The 16,088-nt window shown below is 38.7% G+C and carries 18 protein-coding genes and 1 pseudogene; 5 read left to right on the top strand and 14 right to left on the bottom strand.

Translation table 11 applies throughout. The features are described from left to right. Window positions 1–162: 162 nt before the first annotated feature. On the top strand, window positions 163–702 hold the full coding sequence (locus tag IPM92_00575) for a hypothetical protein (GenBank protein MBK9106896.1): 540 nt from the start codon (window positions 163–165) through the stop codon (window positions 700–702). Between the two features lie 51 nt (window positions 703–753). Here the strand turns inward: IPM92_00575 and IPM92_00580 are convergent, their stop codons facing one another. Both IPM92_00580 and IPM92_00585 read right to left on the bottom strand, forming a co-directional pair. Further along, a complete protein-coding gene (locus IPM92_00580; protein ID MBK9106897.1) occupies window positions 754–1,191 on the bottom strand; it encodes a nuclear transport factor 2 family protein in 438 nt (145 codons plus the stop codon). Window positions 1,192–1,235: 44 nt separating this feature from the next. Beyond that, window positions 1,236–1,592 carry a hypothetical protein gene (locus tag IPM92_00585; GenBank protein ID MBK9106898.1) on the bottom strand — a complete coding sequence of 119 codons (357 nt, stop codon included), beginning with the start codon at window positions 1,590–1,592 and terminating at the stop codon, window positions 1,236–1,238. A gap of 242 nt (window positions 1,593–1,834) precedes the next feature. Here IPM92_00585 and IPM92_00590 point away from each other — a divergent pair, with 242 nt between their 5' ends. Further along, window positions 1,835–2,059, top strand: a complete 225-nt coding sequence (locus IPM92_00590) for a hypothetical protein (protein ID MBK9106899.1) — start codon at window positions 1,835–1,837, stop codon at window positions 2,057–2,059. Here IPM92_00590 and IPM92_00595 read toward each other — a convergent pair. The 4 genes from IPM92_00595 to moaA form a co-directional block, all read right to left on the bottom strand. Next, a complete protein-coding gene (locus IPM92_00595) occupies window positions 2,043–2,957 on the bottom strand; it encodes a bifunctional molybdenum cofactor biosynthesis protein MoaC/MoaB (GenBank protein ID MBK9106900.1) in 915 nt (304 codons plus the stop codon). The genes IPM92_00590 and IPM92_00595 overlap by 17 nt on opposite strands. A gap of 69 nt (window positions 2,958–3,026) precedes the next feature. Next, window positions 3,027–3,764, bottom strand: coding sequence for a sulfite exporter TauE/SafE family protein (locus tag IPM92_00600; protein MBK9106901.1), 738 nt, complete (start codon window positions 3,762–3,764; stop codon window positions 3,027–3,029). Between the two features lies 1 nt (window position 3,765). Further along, window positions 3,766–5,211: an SDR family oxidoreductase gene (locus tag IPM92_00605; GenBank protein MBK9106902.1), complete on the bottom strand. Its 1,446-nt coding sequence runs from the start codon at window positions 5,209–5,211 to the stop codon at window positions 3,766–3,768. Between the two features lie 61 nt (window positions 5,212–5,272). Further along, window positions 5,273–6,256, bottom strand: coding sequence for a GTP 3',8-cyclase MoaA (gene moaA, locus IPM92_00610; protein ID MBK9106903.1), 984 nt, complete (start codon window positions 6,254–6,256; stop codon window positions 5,273–5,275). A gap of 417 nt (window positions 6,257–6,673) precedes the next feature. Here moaA and IPM92_00615 point away from each other — a divergent pair, with 417 nt between their 5' ends. Continuing rightward, window positions 6,674–7,318, top strand: coding sequence for a hypothetical protein (locus tag IPM92_00615; GenBank protein ID MBK9106904.1), 645 nt, complete (start codon window positions 6,674–6,676; stop codon window positions 7,316–7,318). Between the two features lie 328 nt (window positions 7,319–7,646). Beyond that, window positions 7,647–7,976: a hypothetical protein gene (locus tag IPM92_00620; protein MBK9106905.1), complete on the top strand. Its 330-nt coding sequence runs from the start codon at window positions 7,647–7,649 to the stop codon at window positions 7,974–7,976. 49 nt (window positions 7,977–8,025) lie between these two features. Here the strand turns inward: IPM92_00620 and IPM92_00625 are convergent, their stop codons facing one another. The 8 genes and pseudogenes from IPM92_00625 to IPM92_00660 all read right to left on the bottom strand — a co-directional run bounded on the left by IPM92_00625 (window position 8,026) and on the right by IPM92_00660 (window position 15,623). Beyond that, window positions 8,026–8,685 (bottom strand): NAD(P)H-dependent oxidoreductase, encoded by a 660-nt coding sequence (locus IPM92_00625; GenBank protein ID MBK9106906.1) that lies wholly within the window; start codon window positions 8,683–8,685, stop codon window positions 8,026–8,028. A 126-nt stretch (window positions 8,686–8,811) separates the two neighbouring features. After that, window positions 8,812–9,096, bottom strand: coding sequence for an outer membrane beta-barrel protein (locus IPM92_00630; protein ID MBK9106907.1), 285 nt, complete (start codon window positions 9,094–9,096; stop codon window positions 8,812–8,814). Then, the gene (locus IPM92_00635) at window positions 9,093–9,908 is read right to left on the bottom strand and encodes a porin (protein MBK9106908.1); all 816 of its coding nucleotides are present in this window, start codon (window positions 9,906–9,908) and stop codon (window positions 9,093–9,095) included. Before IPM92_00635 ends, IPM92_00630 begins: the two co-directional genes overlap by 4 nt. After that, complete coding sequence (locus tag IPM92_00640) at window positions 9,905–10,201, bottom strand: hypothetical protein (protein ID MBK9106909.1); 297 nt, start codon at window positions 10,199–10,201, stop codon at window positions 9,905–9,907. Before IPM92_00640 ends, IPM92_00635 begins: the two co-directional genes overlap by 4 nt. 14 nt (window positions 10,202–10,215) lie before the next feature. Continuing rightward, window positions 10,216–12,176, bottom strand: a pseudogene (locus IPM92_00645) (KUP/HAK/KT family potassium transporter). Window positions 12,177–12,344: 168 nt separating this feature from the next. Next, window positions 12,345–13,022: a response regulator transcription factor gene (locus IPM92_00650; protein MBK9106910.1), complete on the bottom strand. Its 678-nt coding sequence runs from the start codon at window positions 13,020–13,022 to the stop codon at window positions 12,345–12,347. After that, window positions 13,015–14,133 carry a DUF4118 domain-containing protein gene (locus tag IPM92_00655; protein ID MBK9106911.1) on the bottom strand — a complete coding sequence of 373 codons (1,119 nt, stop codon included), beginning with the start codon at window positions 14,131–14,133 and terminating at the stop codon, window positions 13,015–13,017. The genes IPM92_00650 and IPM92_00655 overlap by 8 nt, the downstream gene beginning before the upstream one ends. 251 nt (window positions 14,134–14,384) lie before the next feature. Beyond that, window positions 14,385–15,623, bottom strand: a complete 1,239-nt coding sequence (locus tag IPM92_00660; protein MBK9106912.1) for an ABC transporter permease — start codon at window positions 15,621–15,623, stop codon at window positions 14,385–14,387. A 28-nt stretch (window positions 15,624–15,651) separates the two neighbouring features. Here IPM92_00660 and IPM92_00665 point away from each other — a divergent pair, with 28 nt between their 5' ends. Then, window positions 15,652–15,927, top strand: coding sequence for a hypothetical protein (locus IPM92_00665; GenBank protein MBK9106913.1), 276 nt, complete (start codon window positions 15,652–15,654; stop codon window positions 15,925–15,927). The last annotated feature ends 161 nt before the right edge of the window (window positions 15,928–16,088 follow it).

Consider the following 16,088-nt stretch of genomic DNA (forward strand, 5'->3'; position numbering starts at 1 on the left):
AAATGGAATTATTGCTCCTATAAAGTTATGCAACTTTCTGGAAATTCACCATTTGTTTCATGATTCAGCCCTCTAATTTTTTAAATTTGTTGCTGCTTATTCAATACAATTTTGTTTAAATATTCGGTTCTTTGTGAGCATAATTCCATTAAAAAAATTCATATGCCTGATATAAATTTGGAAAACAAGAGTCTCGTGTTCCTTGCTGCTATTGGATTTTTCTTAAATGCCGCCTTAGGTTTGCGAGGCTATACGCTCCCTCAAATGTCCTATCAACAATTATTGTGCTTTCAAATGGCCGATGCTTCTGCTATCATGGCAGCAGTGGTTGCCGCGCGCTACGTGGGTATCCGGTCAGAACATGTAGCAGCTTCAGGTTTTATATTACTTGGGATCACCCATGGCATATCTTTATCATCAGCCGGTGTCGATAGTTTTAATGAAGAACGTGGAATACTGATGATCATGCCTATGATCCCAACATTTATCTTGCTCCATTGGTGTACCCTTTTTCCAAAATGGTTGAGATTGGCCGGTTTATTTCCTGCTGCTTCCTTTTTATATCTTTATGTCCATGTCATTTCAGGCGGAGCTTATTACGACACACCTTTGGTATTGGGCTATATCACCTGGTTGTTTATAGAACTGTGCTGGGCTTATTACTTGATAAAGGATTGGAAAGCGCAGACAGGCAAGTCGTAAGCTTACGTTTGAATGTTATTTTTTTTTTGTGCTTCATATTGAAATTTGGGATTAGTCCCACACGTATTTCCACTGTTGGTCTTCTTGTCTTTTCCAAATCGTTTGAAATATGCCTCTGTACTCAATAACGGAATCCTTGGAATCGACAATCTTCCAGATATATTTTCCATAAGTATAAGCCATGTTTCCACAATCGGAAATAGCGACAAAGTCCGGTGACCATTCTACACGCGCACCTTCTAATTTTTTAGCTTCATAATATCGCCGGATGGCATCTTTTCCCTGAACAAGAGTATCATTTTCTCTTTTGATTACGGCATTGGAGTCGGCAAAATAATAAAAAGCTTCAGAGATACTTTGCTCAGAAGCCATTTTCATAAAATCTTCCTCTGTCTTTAAAATTTCTGCCTTTATCCTTGCTTTGTTTACAGGGGCCTCACATGACAAAACTCCTGAAATCAGTAATAATAAAAACTTATTGAACTTCATAAATTGAAATATTAAAGCTAATACGAGACTATGCTTCTCATAACTTATTCGGGCTCTTCGGTTTTTTCAACATGTAAAATATGAAGTATCCTGTGTATGATGGGTGCCAGAAAAACGGCCGTGATACTGAGAAAAGCGATGCCGCTATAAAGCGCATAAAACGATGAGAAATATTTTGATGCATCCGAATTCATTTCAGCAATCGGTCCCATTCCCGTAAGAATCATGCTGGTCATGTAAAAACTATCTACCCAATTGAGCTGCCCAAAATGGTGATAACCTACCGTTCCCATGAGCAGTGAAATGACAATCAGTACAAATGCAAAAAGACTGTACATGCCAAGTCTCGTGAGAAAATTAGAAAATGCGGCCACTTCCTGTTGTCGTTGTTCGAATTTCATTTTTTTTTTGTAAGTTTAATACAAAAATAGACTATTGATATAAATCATTCAGAGAAATATTTCAGTGAGAATTGGTTGCTTTAAAGTAAATATAAAACGGAGTAATATAGAAAAAGCTGTAAAAGTGAAATAATCAAACCTAAAATAATAAGCAAAAAATCCAGTCGGCTTTAGCCGGAATGTAAAACCACTCATCCTGAGTAACAAGAAGCTTAAACGGATCTACATAAATTTGAAACAAGATGGAACTATATACAAGAATGGGTTTTAACCCATTCCGAAATGAATTCGTAACCATTGATCATCCTGATTCGCCACAAAGGCTCCAAGGCACAAAGGACCACAAAGTTAGAAGTATAACGACAAGATTAAAATACCGGATCTTTATTCAACTAACAACTGTTAGATATATAAACCTACAACGATCATCTAACAACCAGCAACTAACAACTATTCCTCATGCTTAAACCCTTCCTTCAATCGGAATAAGTGAAACACTGCTGGAAATATGGCCGACATAGATTCCATCGCGCCTCGTGTCGAACCTGGCAATGCAAGAATTAAATGTTCGCCGATCATACCGGCGACACTTCGGGATAACATGGCATAAGGCATACGCTGTTGTCCGTATTGGCGCATGGCTTCTGCTATTCCGGGTATCTCTCGTTCTAATATTGGTCTGACGGCTTCAGGAGTTTGATCGCGCATCGATAATCCCGTTCCACCTGTGATGATAATCATATGGTGTTGTGATGCACAACAATCTTGAATTGTTTTTTGAATAAGTTCAATATCATCTGGTATGACTAAATAAGTTCCGAGTTTAGCATTGTATTTTTGCAAAGAAGCCATGATGGCTTTTCCTGCGGAATCTTCCTTTTTTCCGGAGGATACAGAATCTGAGCACACGATGACTGCAGCTTTAAAATCAGGCGACAAAAGATCTGCATAGTCAGATTTGCCGCCTTTCTTTTTCAATAATTTTATGGTAGCAATTTCTATTTCCTTATCGATGGGTTTAAGCATATCGTAAATGGTAAGTGCAACGATGGAAGCACCATGCATGGCTTCCACTTCCACTCCTGTTTTATAAATGGTTTGCACTTCCACTTCAATAATGATGCTTAGATCTATTATGCTAAATTTTATTTGTGCAAATTCGATAGGCAGTGGATGGCAATCGGGAATGAGGTCTGATGTTTTTTTGATTCCGAACAATCCGGCCACGCGGGCTGCTTCGAGGACATCTCCTTTGGGCACCTTTTTCTGTTGTATAGCTTCAATAGTTTTGACAGAACCTACGCGCACGATTGCTTGTGCAATGGCTATCCGATGTGAATTATTTTTGGCGGTAATATCTACCATATGGCTGGGTATTTATATATTTTTAATGACGATTGATGCAAAGGTAAATCCAATTGCCGGCTTATTCAGTCAACTCATCAGCAGTTTAAATACAGCAATACATAATACAAAAGCAAGAATTCTTTTTAATACGATTTCATTGTGCTTAAATGCACCGGCATAAGCTCCAATAAAGCCACCGACTGCAACCAATAAAATGCATAAAAATATGTGCGGATGGAATTGGAGCGCATGAATTCCGATTCCAAATATGCCAGCTACTGAATTGACAAAAATAAACAAAGCTGCAGTAGCTGAAGTTTGTTTAATAGTTGCCCAATGAAGGAAAAGCAGCAATGGACTAAGGATAATTCCGCCCCCAATTCCAATGAGTCCGGAAATAAATCCAATGATTGTTCCTATGATCATACAATAATAAAAGGGAGCTGGTTTAAGATCCGCTAAAGCAACTTGTTTGTTAGATTTCAACAATTGAATAATAGAAACTACTAAAAGTATTGCCAGTATTTTTTTATAAATAAATTCATCGAGTTGTATGGTGCCACCCCAAAATGCTGCCGGTACCGATGTTATAGCAAAAGGAATAAAGAATTTCCATTGAAAATGACCTGCGCGGTAATATTGAATAAATGCAATAAGTGAAACCAAACAGTTCAACAATAATGCAGAAGGTCGCATAGTGACTGCAGAAACAGCAAACAAACCCATGATCGCAAGATAACCTGAAGCGCCACCGTGACCAACGGAAGCATATAAATAGGCTATCCAAAAGAGACAGATATAGAAAGTGAGTTCCTGGTAAACCATTTTATTTGCCTGCGATGCGACGAATCATATTATTGAATATAAAATAGTGGAAAGGTAACATCAGGTACCAATAATTTCTACCGAGAATTCCTTCAGGCCTAAAGGTTGCCGTTTGTTTCAGTAAGCATCTTTTATCATTTTGCACGATTGAAAATTCCAACCATGCTTCACCAGGTAATTTCATTTCAGCATACAATAAAAGTCGTTTGTTTTTATAGTCTGCTAAAAGAACTCTCCAGAAATCTAAAGCATCACCCGGTTGAAGATCCACTTCGCTGCGGCGGCCCCTTCCTAATCCTACACCCCCCAAGAGTTTATCTATAACGCCTCGAATGCGCCACAATCCATCCGCATAATACCATCCCTGGTTGCCCCCAATTCCAAAAAATCTTTGGGATACTTCTTCTACTTGATCTCTGTCGATTTCTATCCATTTTCGGTCTTTATAACATCCATTGACAGGCACTTCTACGTGTTGTTTGACATCCAGGTAGGACAGGCTGCTGGATGCTGCATCTTTCCAACTGGACACAACCATATTTTGTTCGATGCGCAAAAACGCCATCCGGATGGCATCTTTATAAGAAATCAGTTCTTGAGGGAGCACTTCTTGAATGCCGAATTCCTTGCAGACGACATCATTTTTCATACTTTCAACCAATTGCCTGGCTATAATAAAATTTGCAGAAGTCATTAAATTCAACCAATTTGCAGAAATCGATGGAGAAATAAAGGGCCAGGTGAAAATGTATCGTTTATAGTTTCTGACAGAAGCATATTCGAGTAACATTTGTTTGTAACTCAATACATCAGGTCCACCGATTTCGAATACTCGGTTCATCATTCCAGGGAGAAGCAGGCAGGCACTGAGATAATTAATTACATTTCTGATGGCAATAGGCTGACATTTTGAATGCAGCCAGTTTGGCACGATCATCACAGGTAATTTTTCAGTGAGGTCTCTGATGATTTCAAAGGAAATACTTCCGGAACCTACTATGATTCCTGCTTCAAGAATTGTAAAAGGAATGGCAGATTGCATCAATACCTCCTTTACACTTTGCCTTGCTAACAAGTGTTTGGAAAGGCTGTTGTCATTGCTGATACCTCCAAGATAAATAATTTGTTTGACATGTGTCAGATGAGCAACCAAAACAAAACAACCTGCGGACCTGATCTCGTATTCTTTTAATGTCGTTTTGGTGTCACCTAAAGAATGAATCAAATAATAGGCAGCATCAAATTCCTTGTCTTTAAATTGAAAAACGGCATTTTCCGGCTTAAGAAAATCAAATTCAATGATCTGAATTTTGGATAAAAGATCTGAAGATGGTTTGAAACGGTTTTTATCTCGTATCACACAAGTTACTTCATGCCCTGCTTCCACTAGTACAGGCAACAAACGCATACCAATATATCCATTCGCTCCGGTAAGTAATATTCTCATCATAGATTTGCCAAATCTACACTATTTATCAACAGCTTGAAAGGTCTTACCTGAAGTATTCTTAACCACCGATATTTAACATGCTTCGGTTTTTGAGTTTGGATGCTTCAATAGCTTGATCTATCGTGTTTAATTGTCCGCCAAGTTTTTCTTTTTTAGCGGCAAGACATTCCTGAATAAGTGGTAAAATGTTAACTCCCTGACGGTAGGGTGTTAGTAAATCTGTTTCGCTAACCGAGAACAAACAATTTTTCATCTTTCCATCAGCCGTGAGCCGCATCCGGTTGCATCCTTCGCAAAAGGGTTCACTCATGGTGCTGATGACAGAAAAAGTGCCTGTATGACCGGAGATGTAATAGGGTTTGGCAGTGTCGTGCTTATGCGTAGGAATGCGATGAAACGAAAAGTTAGAAGAAATGCAAGCAAGTATCTGTTGATGCGAAAAAACTTCATCCTGGTTCCAATGGTTGCCCGAAAAGGGCATGAATTCTATAAATCTGACATGAACATGGCGTTCCCGCGTCCACTCGATAAAATCATTTATTTCTGATTCGTTCACACCTTTTTTGACAACTACATTCACTTTGATGTGAAATCCTTTGGTCAGCAACAATTCAATATTTGAGAGTACCGTTACAAATTCATCGCGACCGGTGATGGAAAAAAATTTTTCGCGATCGAGCGAATCCAAACTCACATTGATTGATTTTAGTCCGGTTTTCACAAAGAGGTCTGCGTATTCGTGAACAAATACACCATTAGTCGTTATGGCCAATTCTACGGGGTAAACCGACAAACGCTGAATGATGTCTTTTGCATCTTTTCGCACAAGCGGTTCACCGCCGGTGAGTCTAATTTTTTTGACGCCCGCATTTATAAATACTGCAGCGATCCCCACGATCTCATCCGCGCTCATTTTGGAGGCCGCCGGCTGGTGATGTTCATCAGTTATGTCTGGATAACAGTAGGTACACCGAAAATTGCAATGATCGGTGAGCGATATGCGCAAGTAATCATGAACCCTGTTAAAACGATCTGTTAGCATTTGAATTGAAAACCCAAATTTATTCAATTTTATTGAAGAATGCTATGAAAGCTCAAAGCTCAAAGCTTAAAGCTTAAAGCTTAAAGCCCAAATCTTTGTTTGTTGGAATAGAATAACATTGCGAAATCTAAAATCATGTAGCGTACCTACGGCACGCTGTGGAAATTCTATACTTATTATCGACCAATATAGTGCCCTGACAGGGCAAGGGAAAACATTTCAATAGAATGACAATAATGAATTGGATGAATGTGATTTTGAAGATTACCAGAATTGCACTTTGATCTATAATCTTCCCGACATGAAGAAACCTCATATTAACTATAACATGCTGATGTCGGGTGGTTTCAGCCTTTTGCCACAATGGAATGCGTATTACCTATATAAAAATGATTATTTTTGGTAAAAATATGGCTGATGGAATTTGATAAAAAGCGATATAAAGTCTATGACTGGAAACAACCGGGAACATTGCATTGGTTATTGAATCCCGGATGTGCGGTTGTTGAACTTTTTTTTGGACAGAGGGTTGCCAAAATTTCTTTACTTGATCGGGAGTCTGATAAACCTCGCTTTGAAAGAACTTTTATTCCTTGTCCGCATTGTCATACCTTACATGATGGCAGAACCTGGTCAGTAGAAAACGGAACCGGCTTCAAGAACTGGTTTGGATTATATTGTCCGAAATGTGGAAACATTATTCCATGTTTGATGAATTTCACTTCTTTCCTGATACTCGCACTTCTTTTTCCAATTTGGGGCTGGTTCAGAAAATCATTAAAGGAAAATTGGTTAAAGGTGCAGCCTGATCGATTCAAATCTCTGGACATCGAAAAAACATACAATCCGTATGCGGGTTATGGTTGGATTAAAAAGGGTTTTGTAACGGGATTTGTATATTTTTTGTTTAAAAGTCTTGTTGAACCCTATTTTTCGGAACAAGCCTTTTCTTGGGACACAGTTAAAGGAAATATTTTGCCTGCATTTATATTTGGATTTCTATTTGGATTGTGTATGAAAATTTTTATGAGTAAAAGAGGTAAACAATTAAATGAAGCCTAATATTAAAATCAATCAACCATTTACTCTTTAATATTTACTCTTGAGCCAAGATCAAACTTGGACCCCTAAAATTAGTGGCCTAGTTTGTTGATAATTGATAGCCATTGGGAAAATAATACCATCTTGAGAATATACAGCTACAGGCATTTGAAATTCGTTTTATTCACCAGTTTTAACCCATCAATTTTAAAGATAATTGTTGAATTTGTTTCTTTTTTATGAACCTAAAATTGAAGCGTCTGCGGCGCTATATAGTAACGAGTATAAATTAATTTGAAATAATTGTAAAAATTTGTATCTTTAGATTGTTTTTTTTAAAATTTCATTTATGAAGACTCAATTAATTTCAATTTTATTTCTATTTTCCTTAGCTTTCGTTACATTTTCTTGCGGAGATGATAAAGAAACGACCAAGCCTTGTTCCACGGCTTATGCCGATGAATTACAAAATGAAATAAATGCTTTGTCTGCTGCGGCTCAGGCATATGGTTTAAATCCTAACGCAACTACATGCCTTGCTTATAAAAACGCGGCGCAAGCTTACGTCAATGCTTTGGAGCCTTACGGAAATTGTCCGGGACTAACAGGACAATTAAGAACGGATTGGGAAGCATCCTTAAATGCTGCGAAAGCATCTGTTGCTGCGATCCAGTGTTGAGTTTTTCAATGGTAGAATCAGGAGTTTATCGACACATTAACTTATAGATTTATTCTACTCTATCTGTAAGCGAATCAGGCTTTTCTCCGAGAAACTCAACCCAGGCTTTTTTCATACATGGATAATTTTTGGATGCTTCTACAAGCGCAGTCCATGATATCAAATGATCTTCAAATCGCTTCGCCAGGGATTCGTCTGCAATTTTACCATCAGGCGTCAAGGCTTTGTGTGCCATGGCCAGAGAAAACATATTGGGATATACATTCGTTCCCAAATGCTCCAGCGGCACTCTCAATGCCCACAAACCGCGATTACCCCCAACCATTGATGGAGAAGCCGACATCAATAGAGCATGGCGTTCGTTGAAGGGTTGCGGACGATATCGTGAAACCCAATCGATCAAGTTTTTTAATAAGCCAGGCATAGAACCATTGTATTCAGGTGATGCTATGATAAACCCATCATTTGCAAGCATGCGATTGCGGAATTCTTCGGCCCCTTTTAGTTCAGCAAAACCAGTTTCCAGATCCTGGTTGAAGCCGGGCACATCAAATTCGCGCATTTCTGCATAATCCACATCGATCTCATTTTTCACGAGAATTTCAGCTGCATATTTTGCCAATTGTGTGTTCAGCGAATCTTTTCTTAAGGAGGCAGAAAAGACAAGTATTTTCAATGCCCCTTTTTGGTGATTTGACAATGGATCCATTTAAAAAATTTGTAACTAACTTGAATAACAATTGCAGTCACATTTGGTTTTCCGATTAGGTAATTGTAGCAATTCGATCTGGCAGAAGCTCGATACATAAATATTTGTCAAAATTTTAATTCATCCTTAACGCATTTTCAAAGCAAACGATGCCGTCATCGAAAAATTATTCCGGTCTTGATTTTCAGGTTCATTGAAAATCTGATGTACACCATGCAACCAACGGCCCTCGACTCTGCATAAAATATTTTCAAGAGGAGCATAATCCAAATTGATCGAAATTCCGGATACCGTAAATCCTTTTGAAGAGCTGGAAACAATGATCCGGTCGATATCGCGATAATATTCTCCGCGTAGCGCTGTTGCCCATGTCTCGTTGATCTTATAGCGAACAATAGCTACCGGACTCATCCAAGTTTGGAAATCTGCACTCCTTTGCTTACTTGTTGAAATCCCAGATCCATTCCGAGTATTACACTCCAGGCTTTTGAATATTGCATTTGTGCATAGAAATTATTGAAGTATCTCATCCTTCGCAAACTATCCGGATCGTCTGTTCCAATAAAACTACTCCAATTGATTAACCATCCTTCTTTTGGGGTGATTTTTACTTGGGTTCCAAAGGAGAGTAAACTATTACCTGCTACTTTCTGAATGCGTTGCCAGCCATTGCACACCAAAGAAGTAAGTTGAAACCGTGGTGTCACATCATAGCTCATTTTTAGGCCTGAAAGGTAATATGGCGAATTTTCAGCTGCGAGCGATCGCGTCAGGGTCCAGTTGTCGAAAGCATTTGCAGATTCAAATCCTATATGAGATGAAAAAATACCCACATCCAACCAAAATGTATTTTTCGAATTCAGCGCCAAACCCGCATTTGCCTCAAAAACATGTTTAAGCAATCCTGGTTCTGCAGTATAATTATCTTCCGCATAAGTTCCAGCTTGTAATACCAGGTTTGCCCGATATTTTTCGCGAAGCCATTTGACTTTTAAGTACCCGAGATTTAGTTGAAAGCTATTTTGCCGATTATAATTATAAAAATACAATTGCTTTTGGTAAGATTCTGGCCGTGCAAAATCATAGGAGTAGTAGATATCCAAATAAGCCTCCAGTTCAATCGAATTTTGTGTTAAATCTGATGGATTATCCTGGGCAATTACTGCCTTGCTTATAATTATACATTGGATCAAAATCAAACTGTATTTAATATATTTTTTCATTCTTCAAATCTAAATTCAATAGCATTGTTTTCAAATATTAAACTTCTGATTTCTTTTTGCTCGACGATAACACCTTTCATGAAACCTAAAGGGTACAAGCCTAAATTATAACGGTCTTCATGTTGCACAATATGCCATTTGTCGATCCTGATGTGATGTCCATCACTTCGATCCAAATAAATTCCAGAAACATATCCTTTTGTAACATTTCCTTTTTTATCTTGGATTTCAACTTGGGAATCCCAATGTTTGATATAAGTTGTATAAAGCAATTGACTTAATTCAGCTTTCATCGCAATCAGTGCTTTTAACTTTGTTCCTCCCGTTTTAAAGCAATGCCATTGATGGGTTGGTATAACAACGGTACATGTTCGATGACCACATCGCTTTTTTCAAGGCCAAAAGCTTTTTCATCACTTAAGCTATACTTCTTAATCAAGAAGAAGGTATTTAATAAAATTCCTTCTTTTAAGCTAAATTCATTTTCGACCGAAAGAAATTTTTCGATGACTACAAATTTGAAATCAGGTTCGTCATTGTATTTGGTGGATCCATCAGGACGAATGTGAAGCTTGAGTTCTTTGCGTTCAATCAATTCTTTCACGATTTTCTTAAAATACAATTCTGTTCGAGGCTGAATGCGGAAGCCTACATTCAAATTAACTTTTATGACTTTATCGTCGACCAATTCAGAAACATCGTAGCTCAGCGTATAGGGCTCGGCGGTGCGATGAATGTGTAAAAACCAATAAACGTCAGCGCGTTTTGGTTTTTTCGAAAAAATGGATTTAATAATTTTCTCTTCTACTTGATGCCTGTGGTTTGCTTTCGTAAGATATATGAGATGTGTGGAAAATTTTGGAATTTCCGAATCATGACTTAGTTCGTTGATTTGATCGACATATTTTCCAAGATCTACAAATTTGATAAATCTATTACTAATCTTTCGACCCGAGTAAACAGAAAACATAATAAAAATAAATATGGAAGAAATCAATAAAGTAACGTATCCGCCTTCCGGAAATTTGTGGATGTTCGCTGCAAAAAATGCAAGTTCAATACTGGCAAAAACCAATAACAAAGTCAAAACAATTATTTTATGCCACCGAAGGCGATATAAAAGGAAAAATGACAATAAATAAGTTGTTACCATCATAGTGATCGTAATTGCCAAGCCATAGGCTGCTTCCATATTGGATGAATTTTCGAAGAACAACACCATAAATACACAACCGATCCATAAAAAAATATTGGCACTTGGAATGTAGATCTGACCTTTGATGTCACTTGGTTGCCTTACTGCCACACGTGGCCAGAAATTCAAGTTCATAGCTTCGTTGATGAGAGTATAACTTCCGCTAATTAAGGCCTGTGATGCTATGATAGCTGCTGAGGTGGCTATAAAGACACCGATCCAAAGAAACCAGGGTGGCATAATTTCGTAGAAAGGATTCCGGCCCAGAAGTAAATTTCCATCGCCTAATTCCATGATCCAGGCGGCTTGTCCCATGTAATTAAGCAATAAACTGGTTTTGACAAAAATCCAACTTATGCGAATGTTTTTGCGTCCGCAGTGACCGAGGTCTGAATATAAAGCTTCTGCACCAGTAGTGGCCAGGAAAACAGCACCCAATAGGATAAATCCTTGAGGGTATTCTGTTAGGAATTTATATGCATAAACGGGATTTAATGATTTTAATATTTCAGGATGGTGAACGATTTGGCTGACACCTAATATAGCCAACATGCTAAACCATATCAGCATTGCTGGCCCAAAAGCATATCCAACTTTTGAGTGCCGAATCTTTGAAAGAAAAACAAGCCGGATAGAATGAAAATGACGATGGGTACCGTAGGCAGTGATTCTAAACCTGGAATATTGCGCAATCCTTCAATGGCAGATGATACAGAGATGGGCGGCGTGATGATCCCATCTGCGAGTAATGTCGATGCCCCTAGAATTGTTGGAAAAATGAGATATTTACCAAAGCGCTTGACCAATGCATAAAGTGAAAAAATCCCACCTTCTCCATTGTTGTCAGCTTGAAGTGTGAGATAAATATACTTGAAGGTCGTTTGAAAGGTAATTGTCCAGAATACACAGGAGATACCTCCATAAACGATGATCTCCTGAATCGGGCGATCGCCTATTATGGCTTTTAATACGTATAATGGGCTCGTACCGATATCGCCATAAATGATACCAAGTGCGATGAGTAAGGAAGCCGCTGTGACTTTACCGTTGATTCCGGAATGAGTGTTCTGCATGTGAATTGTGTTAGACATGCAAAGTTGTGATGGATAATATAGGGGAATAATAAAGAAAGTATGGCTGGTATAAAGAAAATATAAACTAAGCTTTAGTATGTTATTCTAAGATGGATTATGACCTAAATAGGGATTAAGAGAAAGAGGTTGAATAATGTCCTATTAGGATTAAATGAAACGATAGCCAACACCACTTTCGGTAAGAATATGTCTGGGCTGGTTGGGATTATCTTCAATTTTTTTACGCAAGGTTCCAACAAACACGCGTAGATATTGGGTTTCTGTCTGGTAAGCAATTCCCCAAATTTCTTTGAGTAGAAATTGATGAGTCAGGACGCGACCTTCGTTTTGGACGAACAATGCGAGGAGTTGGTATTCAGTAGTGGTAAGTTTGAGAAGTTGATTGTTTTTTTTGACGCTGCGGGTTGTGAAATCTATGTTTAAGTCTCCGATTTCGAGAACACTCTTTGTATTTAAATTTTGATTTCTGCGAATGGCTGAGCGAATGCGAGCCAATAATTCTGCAGTGCGAAAAGGTTTTGTAAGATAGTCGGTGGCGCCGTTATCAAGTGCCTGCACAATGTCTTGTTCGCTATTTAATACAGATAGAATGATGATGGCTTTTTGATACCAGATGCGAAGTTCTTTGAGAATCTCATGACCGGATTGATCCGGGAGACCTATGTCAAGTAATATCAATTCTGGGGGATGGTTGGCCGCCATAATAAGGCCTTCTTTTCCGTTCGAAGCTTGTCTGATTTTATATCCATTACTTTCAAGGCTGATCTCCAGAAGTTTTCGAATGGCTTGTTCGTCATCTATAATCAGGATTTCAGGATTATTCATTTTTTAGAATGTTGATATAAGAGGCTTCTGCTGGAATATATAGGGTAAAAGTAGCACCACCCTGCGAATTATTTTCAAGTTTGACGCAGCCCCTGTGGGCTTCTACAAATCCTTTTACGATGGAAAGCCCTAGCCCGCTGCCTCCTGTTCTGGACTTTGGTAATCTGTAAAATTTTTGAAAGACCAGTGGAATTTCATGTTCAGGAAATCCTTTGCCGTTGTCTGAGATTCGAATGACACATTCGTTGGAAATAAATTCTGCTGAGAGCTTAATGATCGTATTTTGAGGAGTATATAGAACGGCATTTTGAATGAGATTGTAAAGAACCTGTTCGAGTAAGTAAGCGTCTAATTTGAATAATGGAAGTTTGTCGTTAGCAGAAAAAAGAATCTTATGTGTAGGTATCGTTACAAATTTATCGATGACTGAATGGATCAATTCATTTAGATCGCACCAGTCCAGTTTGAGTTTGAGCATCCCACTTTCCAACCGACTCATACTTAATAGATTTTCGACTTGCCGGTTCAACCTGAGGCCAGCAAGTTCAATCTGTGATAACAGTTCGTTTTGATGGGGAATGCTGAGTTGGGCTTTATTTTCTTGAAGCGTATCTACGGCACCAATTATGGTAGAAATGGGTGTCCGCAATTCGTGGGAAAGTGAATTCAGCAAGGTGTTATACAATTTGATGGTATTCTCTTTTTCTTCTTTGTCTCTTGCTTTCTTTTCAGCATCCCTTATTTTTAAAGTAAGTACCGCATTGACACAAGCGATCAGAAAATAAAGCAGGAAAAACAGGAGGTCCTCCGCATTGCTGATATGAAAAGTAAAAATAGGTGGAATGAAAAAAAAATTCCAGATCACTGCGCTTAGCACCGCAGCAGATAATACGGGCATCATATCAAACAACATGGCGATTATGGAGACTGTCATCAACAAAACCAGAGCCACAATGCGATAATCAATCAGACTGTCGGCATAATAATACAAAAGGGCTACAGCCAAAACCAAAATCAGACTCACTGCAAATTGGATTGGGTGAGGAAGTTGTCGGGTAGGGAGAAAGGTCAAGATTTTTTTTGTAAAGATAGACAGGATTGAAAGATTCATATTACAAACAGGAATTTACCGCTCCCTACCATTTTTATATCCTTTAGCAGAAAATGAAGTAGTTATCAATCAACAGTTGGCAGTCCGGATATATTAAATCTTCTTGGGAATAAAGACAAAACGTGGTTGTGCGGTATTTTAAAAACTAACAAACGTAAGTAAGGATATCAGAATATTACCAATCCACTAAATGTATAACTGTTTTCAAATTTCGGATATTTTACTTCCCAACAAGCAGAATAAGCAACGAGCTACTCATACCTCAAGCTCTCTACCGGGTCTAAATTAGCAGCTTTTAAGGCAGGATATAATCCGCTGATAATACCTACGAACATACATACGACAAGCCCCAAAATGATCCAGGCCCATGGTATAATAAAATCACTCCCGATGGCCAGGGTTACGATGTTGCCAACAGGAATGCCGAGTAAAATGCCTAGAATTCCTCCAGCCTGACAGATGATGATGGCTTCTGTGAGGAAAAGATAAATGATATTTTTTCGAGTGGCTCCGATCGCTTTAGTAATGCCAATTTCACGTGTACGCTCCGTCACAGAAACCAGCATAATGTTCATGAGTCCTATGGAAGCTCCTAATAAGGTCATGAGACCGATGGCAACTGCAGCTGCCCGCAACTTTACTGTGTTTTCGCGAAGGAACTCGACGATGCCATCGCTTTTAAAAATTTCAAAATCATTTTCTTCGTAGGCTTTCAATTCCCGGATGACGCGTAAAACGCCGATAGCATGGTCGATGGTTTTATCAATATCTACGGCATTGGGTACATTAACTTCAATATCGAAATTGGAATCCGCTACTCCGTACTCCAATTTGGCATTGGACAGAGGAATGTAAATTCTCCGGTCCGCTCCTTCGTTCATAGAGGCTCCTTTAGATTTTAATGTACCAATGACCTGGTATTTTTTTCCGGCGATCAGGATTTCTTTTTGTAATGCTTTTTCCGGAACTTCGTCAAACAAACGGTTGACCAGCTCTGAGCCGATAATTGCTTTAGGAACCCCATATTCCAGTTCATGCGTTGAAAAAAGTCGCCCTTGTTCAATCTCGTAACCTGCGATATCCAGATAATTTTCATCAATTCCACGCACTCTGGTACTCGGATTTGTTTTTTTATTGCCGTACTGGACTATACTGTTGTAACTGCAGCGGAAGGATATCCCGACTTTTGCAATATTTTGCATCCGCTCTTTAAAGCTACTGACCTGCTCATAAGTCATGGGTGCAGCTTCTTTGTAATTTTGGCGGTCCCCATGCCTTTTGAACTCCGTGGATTTCCGGTCTATGCTAAAACTGTTGGCCCCAAGATTAGAAAAATTACTGCTCATGCTATAAATCATTCCGTCAATAGAGGTCAGAATTCCTACCAACGCCATAATACCCAATGCTATGATCACAAGCGTCAAGGTTGAGCGCAAAAGATTTGCTTTAACATTTGCAAAAGCCAGTCTCAGGATTTCGATGTATTTCATGTGTTGCAAATATAGCTGAACAGGGGCCTTGTTCATTCAGATTTCTCCAAGGGAGCCCAGGATTTCGACGAAAGCTGGAAATACGGAGCTCAAAGCTCAAGGCTCAAGGCTCAAAGCTCAAAGCTCAAAGCTCAAAGCTCAAGGCTCAAAGTTCAAAGCTCAAAGCTCAAAGCTCAAAGCTCAAAGCTCAAAGCTCAAAGCTCAAAGCTCAAAGCTCAAAGCTCAAAGCTCAAAGCTCAAAGCTCAAAGCTCAAAGCTCAAAGCTCAAAGCTCAAAGCTCAAAGCAATATTATTTAACAAGTAAAGTTCTGAAAAATAATTTGAAAAAATACGTATTTATTTGAACTAACATTCGTTAGGGCGTTTTTTTTTAACAGATCTAACAGACTAACAGACTAACAGACTAACAGACTAACAGACTAACAGACTAACAGACTAACAGACTAACAGACTAACAGACTAACA

This window comes from Saprospiraceae bacterium, assembly GCA_016719615.1.
Classification (GTDB): domain Bacteria; phylum Bacteroidota; class Bacteroidia; order Chitinophagales; family Saprospiraceae; genus Vicinibacter.

Bases quoted from the DNA above. Each gene is read 5' to 3' on its own strand.
- IPM92_00625 (MBK9106906.1), bottom strand. From the start codon at position 8,685: ATGGATCCATTGTCAAATCACCAAAAAGGGGCATTGAAAATACTTGTC.
- IPM92_00580 (MBK9106897.1), bottom strand. From the start codon at position 1,191: ATGAAGTTCAATAAGTTTTTATTATTACTGATTTCAGGAGTTTTGTCA.
- IPM92_00635 (MBK9106908.1), bottom strand. From the start codon at position 9,908: ATGAAAAAATATATTAAATACAGTTTGATTTTGATCCAATGTATAATT.
- IPM92_00600 (MBK9106901.1), bottom strand. From the start codon at position 3,764: ATGGTTTACCAGGAACTCACTTTCTATATCTGTCTCTTTTGGATAGCC.
- IPM92_00595 (MBK9106900.1), bottom strand. From the start codon at position 2,957: ATGGTAGATATTACCGCCAAAAATAATTCACATCGGATAGCCATTGCA.
- IPM92_00585 (MBK9106898.1), bottom strand. From the start codon at position 1,592: ATGAAATTCGAACAACGACAACAGGAAGTGGCCGCATTTTCTAATTTT.
- IPM92_00640 (MBK9106909.1), bottom strand. From the start codon at position 10,201: ATGAAAGCTGAATTAAGTCAATTGCTTTATACAACTTATATCAAACAT.
- IPM92_00620 (MBK9106905.1), top strand. From the start codon at position 7,647: ATGAAGACTCAATTAATTTCAATTTTATTTCTATTTTCCTTAGCTTTC.
- IPM92_00655 (MBK9106911.1), bottom strand. From the start codon at position 14,133: ATGAATCTTTCAATCCTGTCTATCTTTACAAAAAAAATCTTGACCTTT.
- IPM92_00605 (MBK9106902.1), bottom strand. From the start codon at position 5,211: ATGAGAATATTACTTACCGGAGCGAATGGATATATTGGTATGCGTTTG.
- IPM92_00650 (MBK9106910.1), bottom strand. From the start codon at position 13,022: ATGAATAATCCTGAAATCCTGATTATAGATGACGAACAAGCCATTCGA.
- IPM92_00660 (MBK9106912.1), bottom strand. From the start codon at position 15,623: ATGAAATACATCGAAATCCTGAGACTGGCTTTTGCAAATGTTAAAGCA.
- IPM92_00630 (MBK9106907.1), bottom strand. From the start codon at position 9,096: ATGAGTCCGGTAGCTATTGTTCGCTATAAGATCAACGAGACATGGGCA.
- IPM92_00615 (MBK9106904.1), top strand. From the start codon at position 6,674: ATGGAATTTGATAAAAAGCGATATAAAGTCTATGACTGGAAACAACCG.
- IPM92_00575 (MBK9106896.1), top strand. From the start codon at position 163: ATGCCTGATATAAATTTGGAAAACAAGAGTCTCGTGTTCCTTGCTGCT.
- moaA (MBK9106903.1), bottom strand. From the start codon at position 6,256: ATGCTAACAGATCGTTTTAACAGGGTTCATGATTACTTGCGCATATCG.
- IPM92_00590 (MBK9106899.1), top strand. From the start codon at position 1,835: ATGGAACTATATACAAGAATGGGTTTTAACCCATTCCGAAATGAATTC.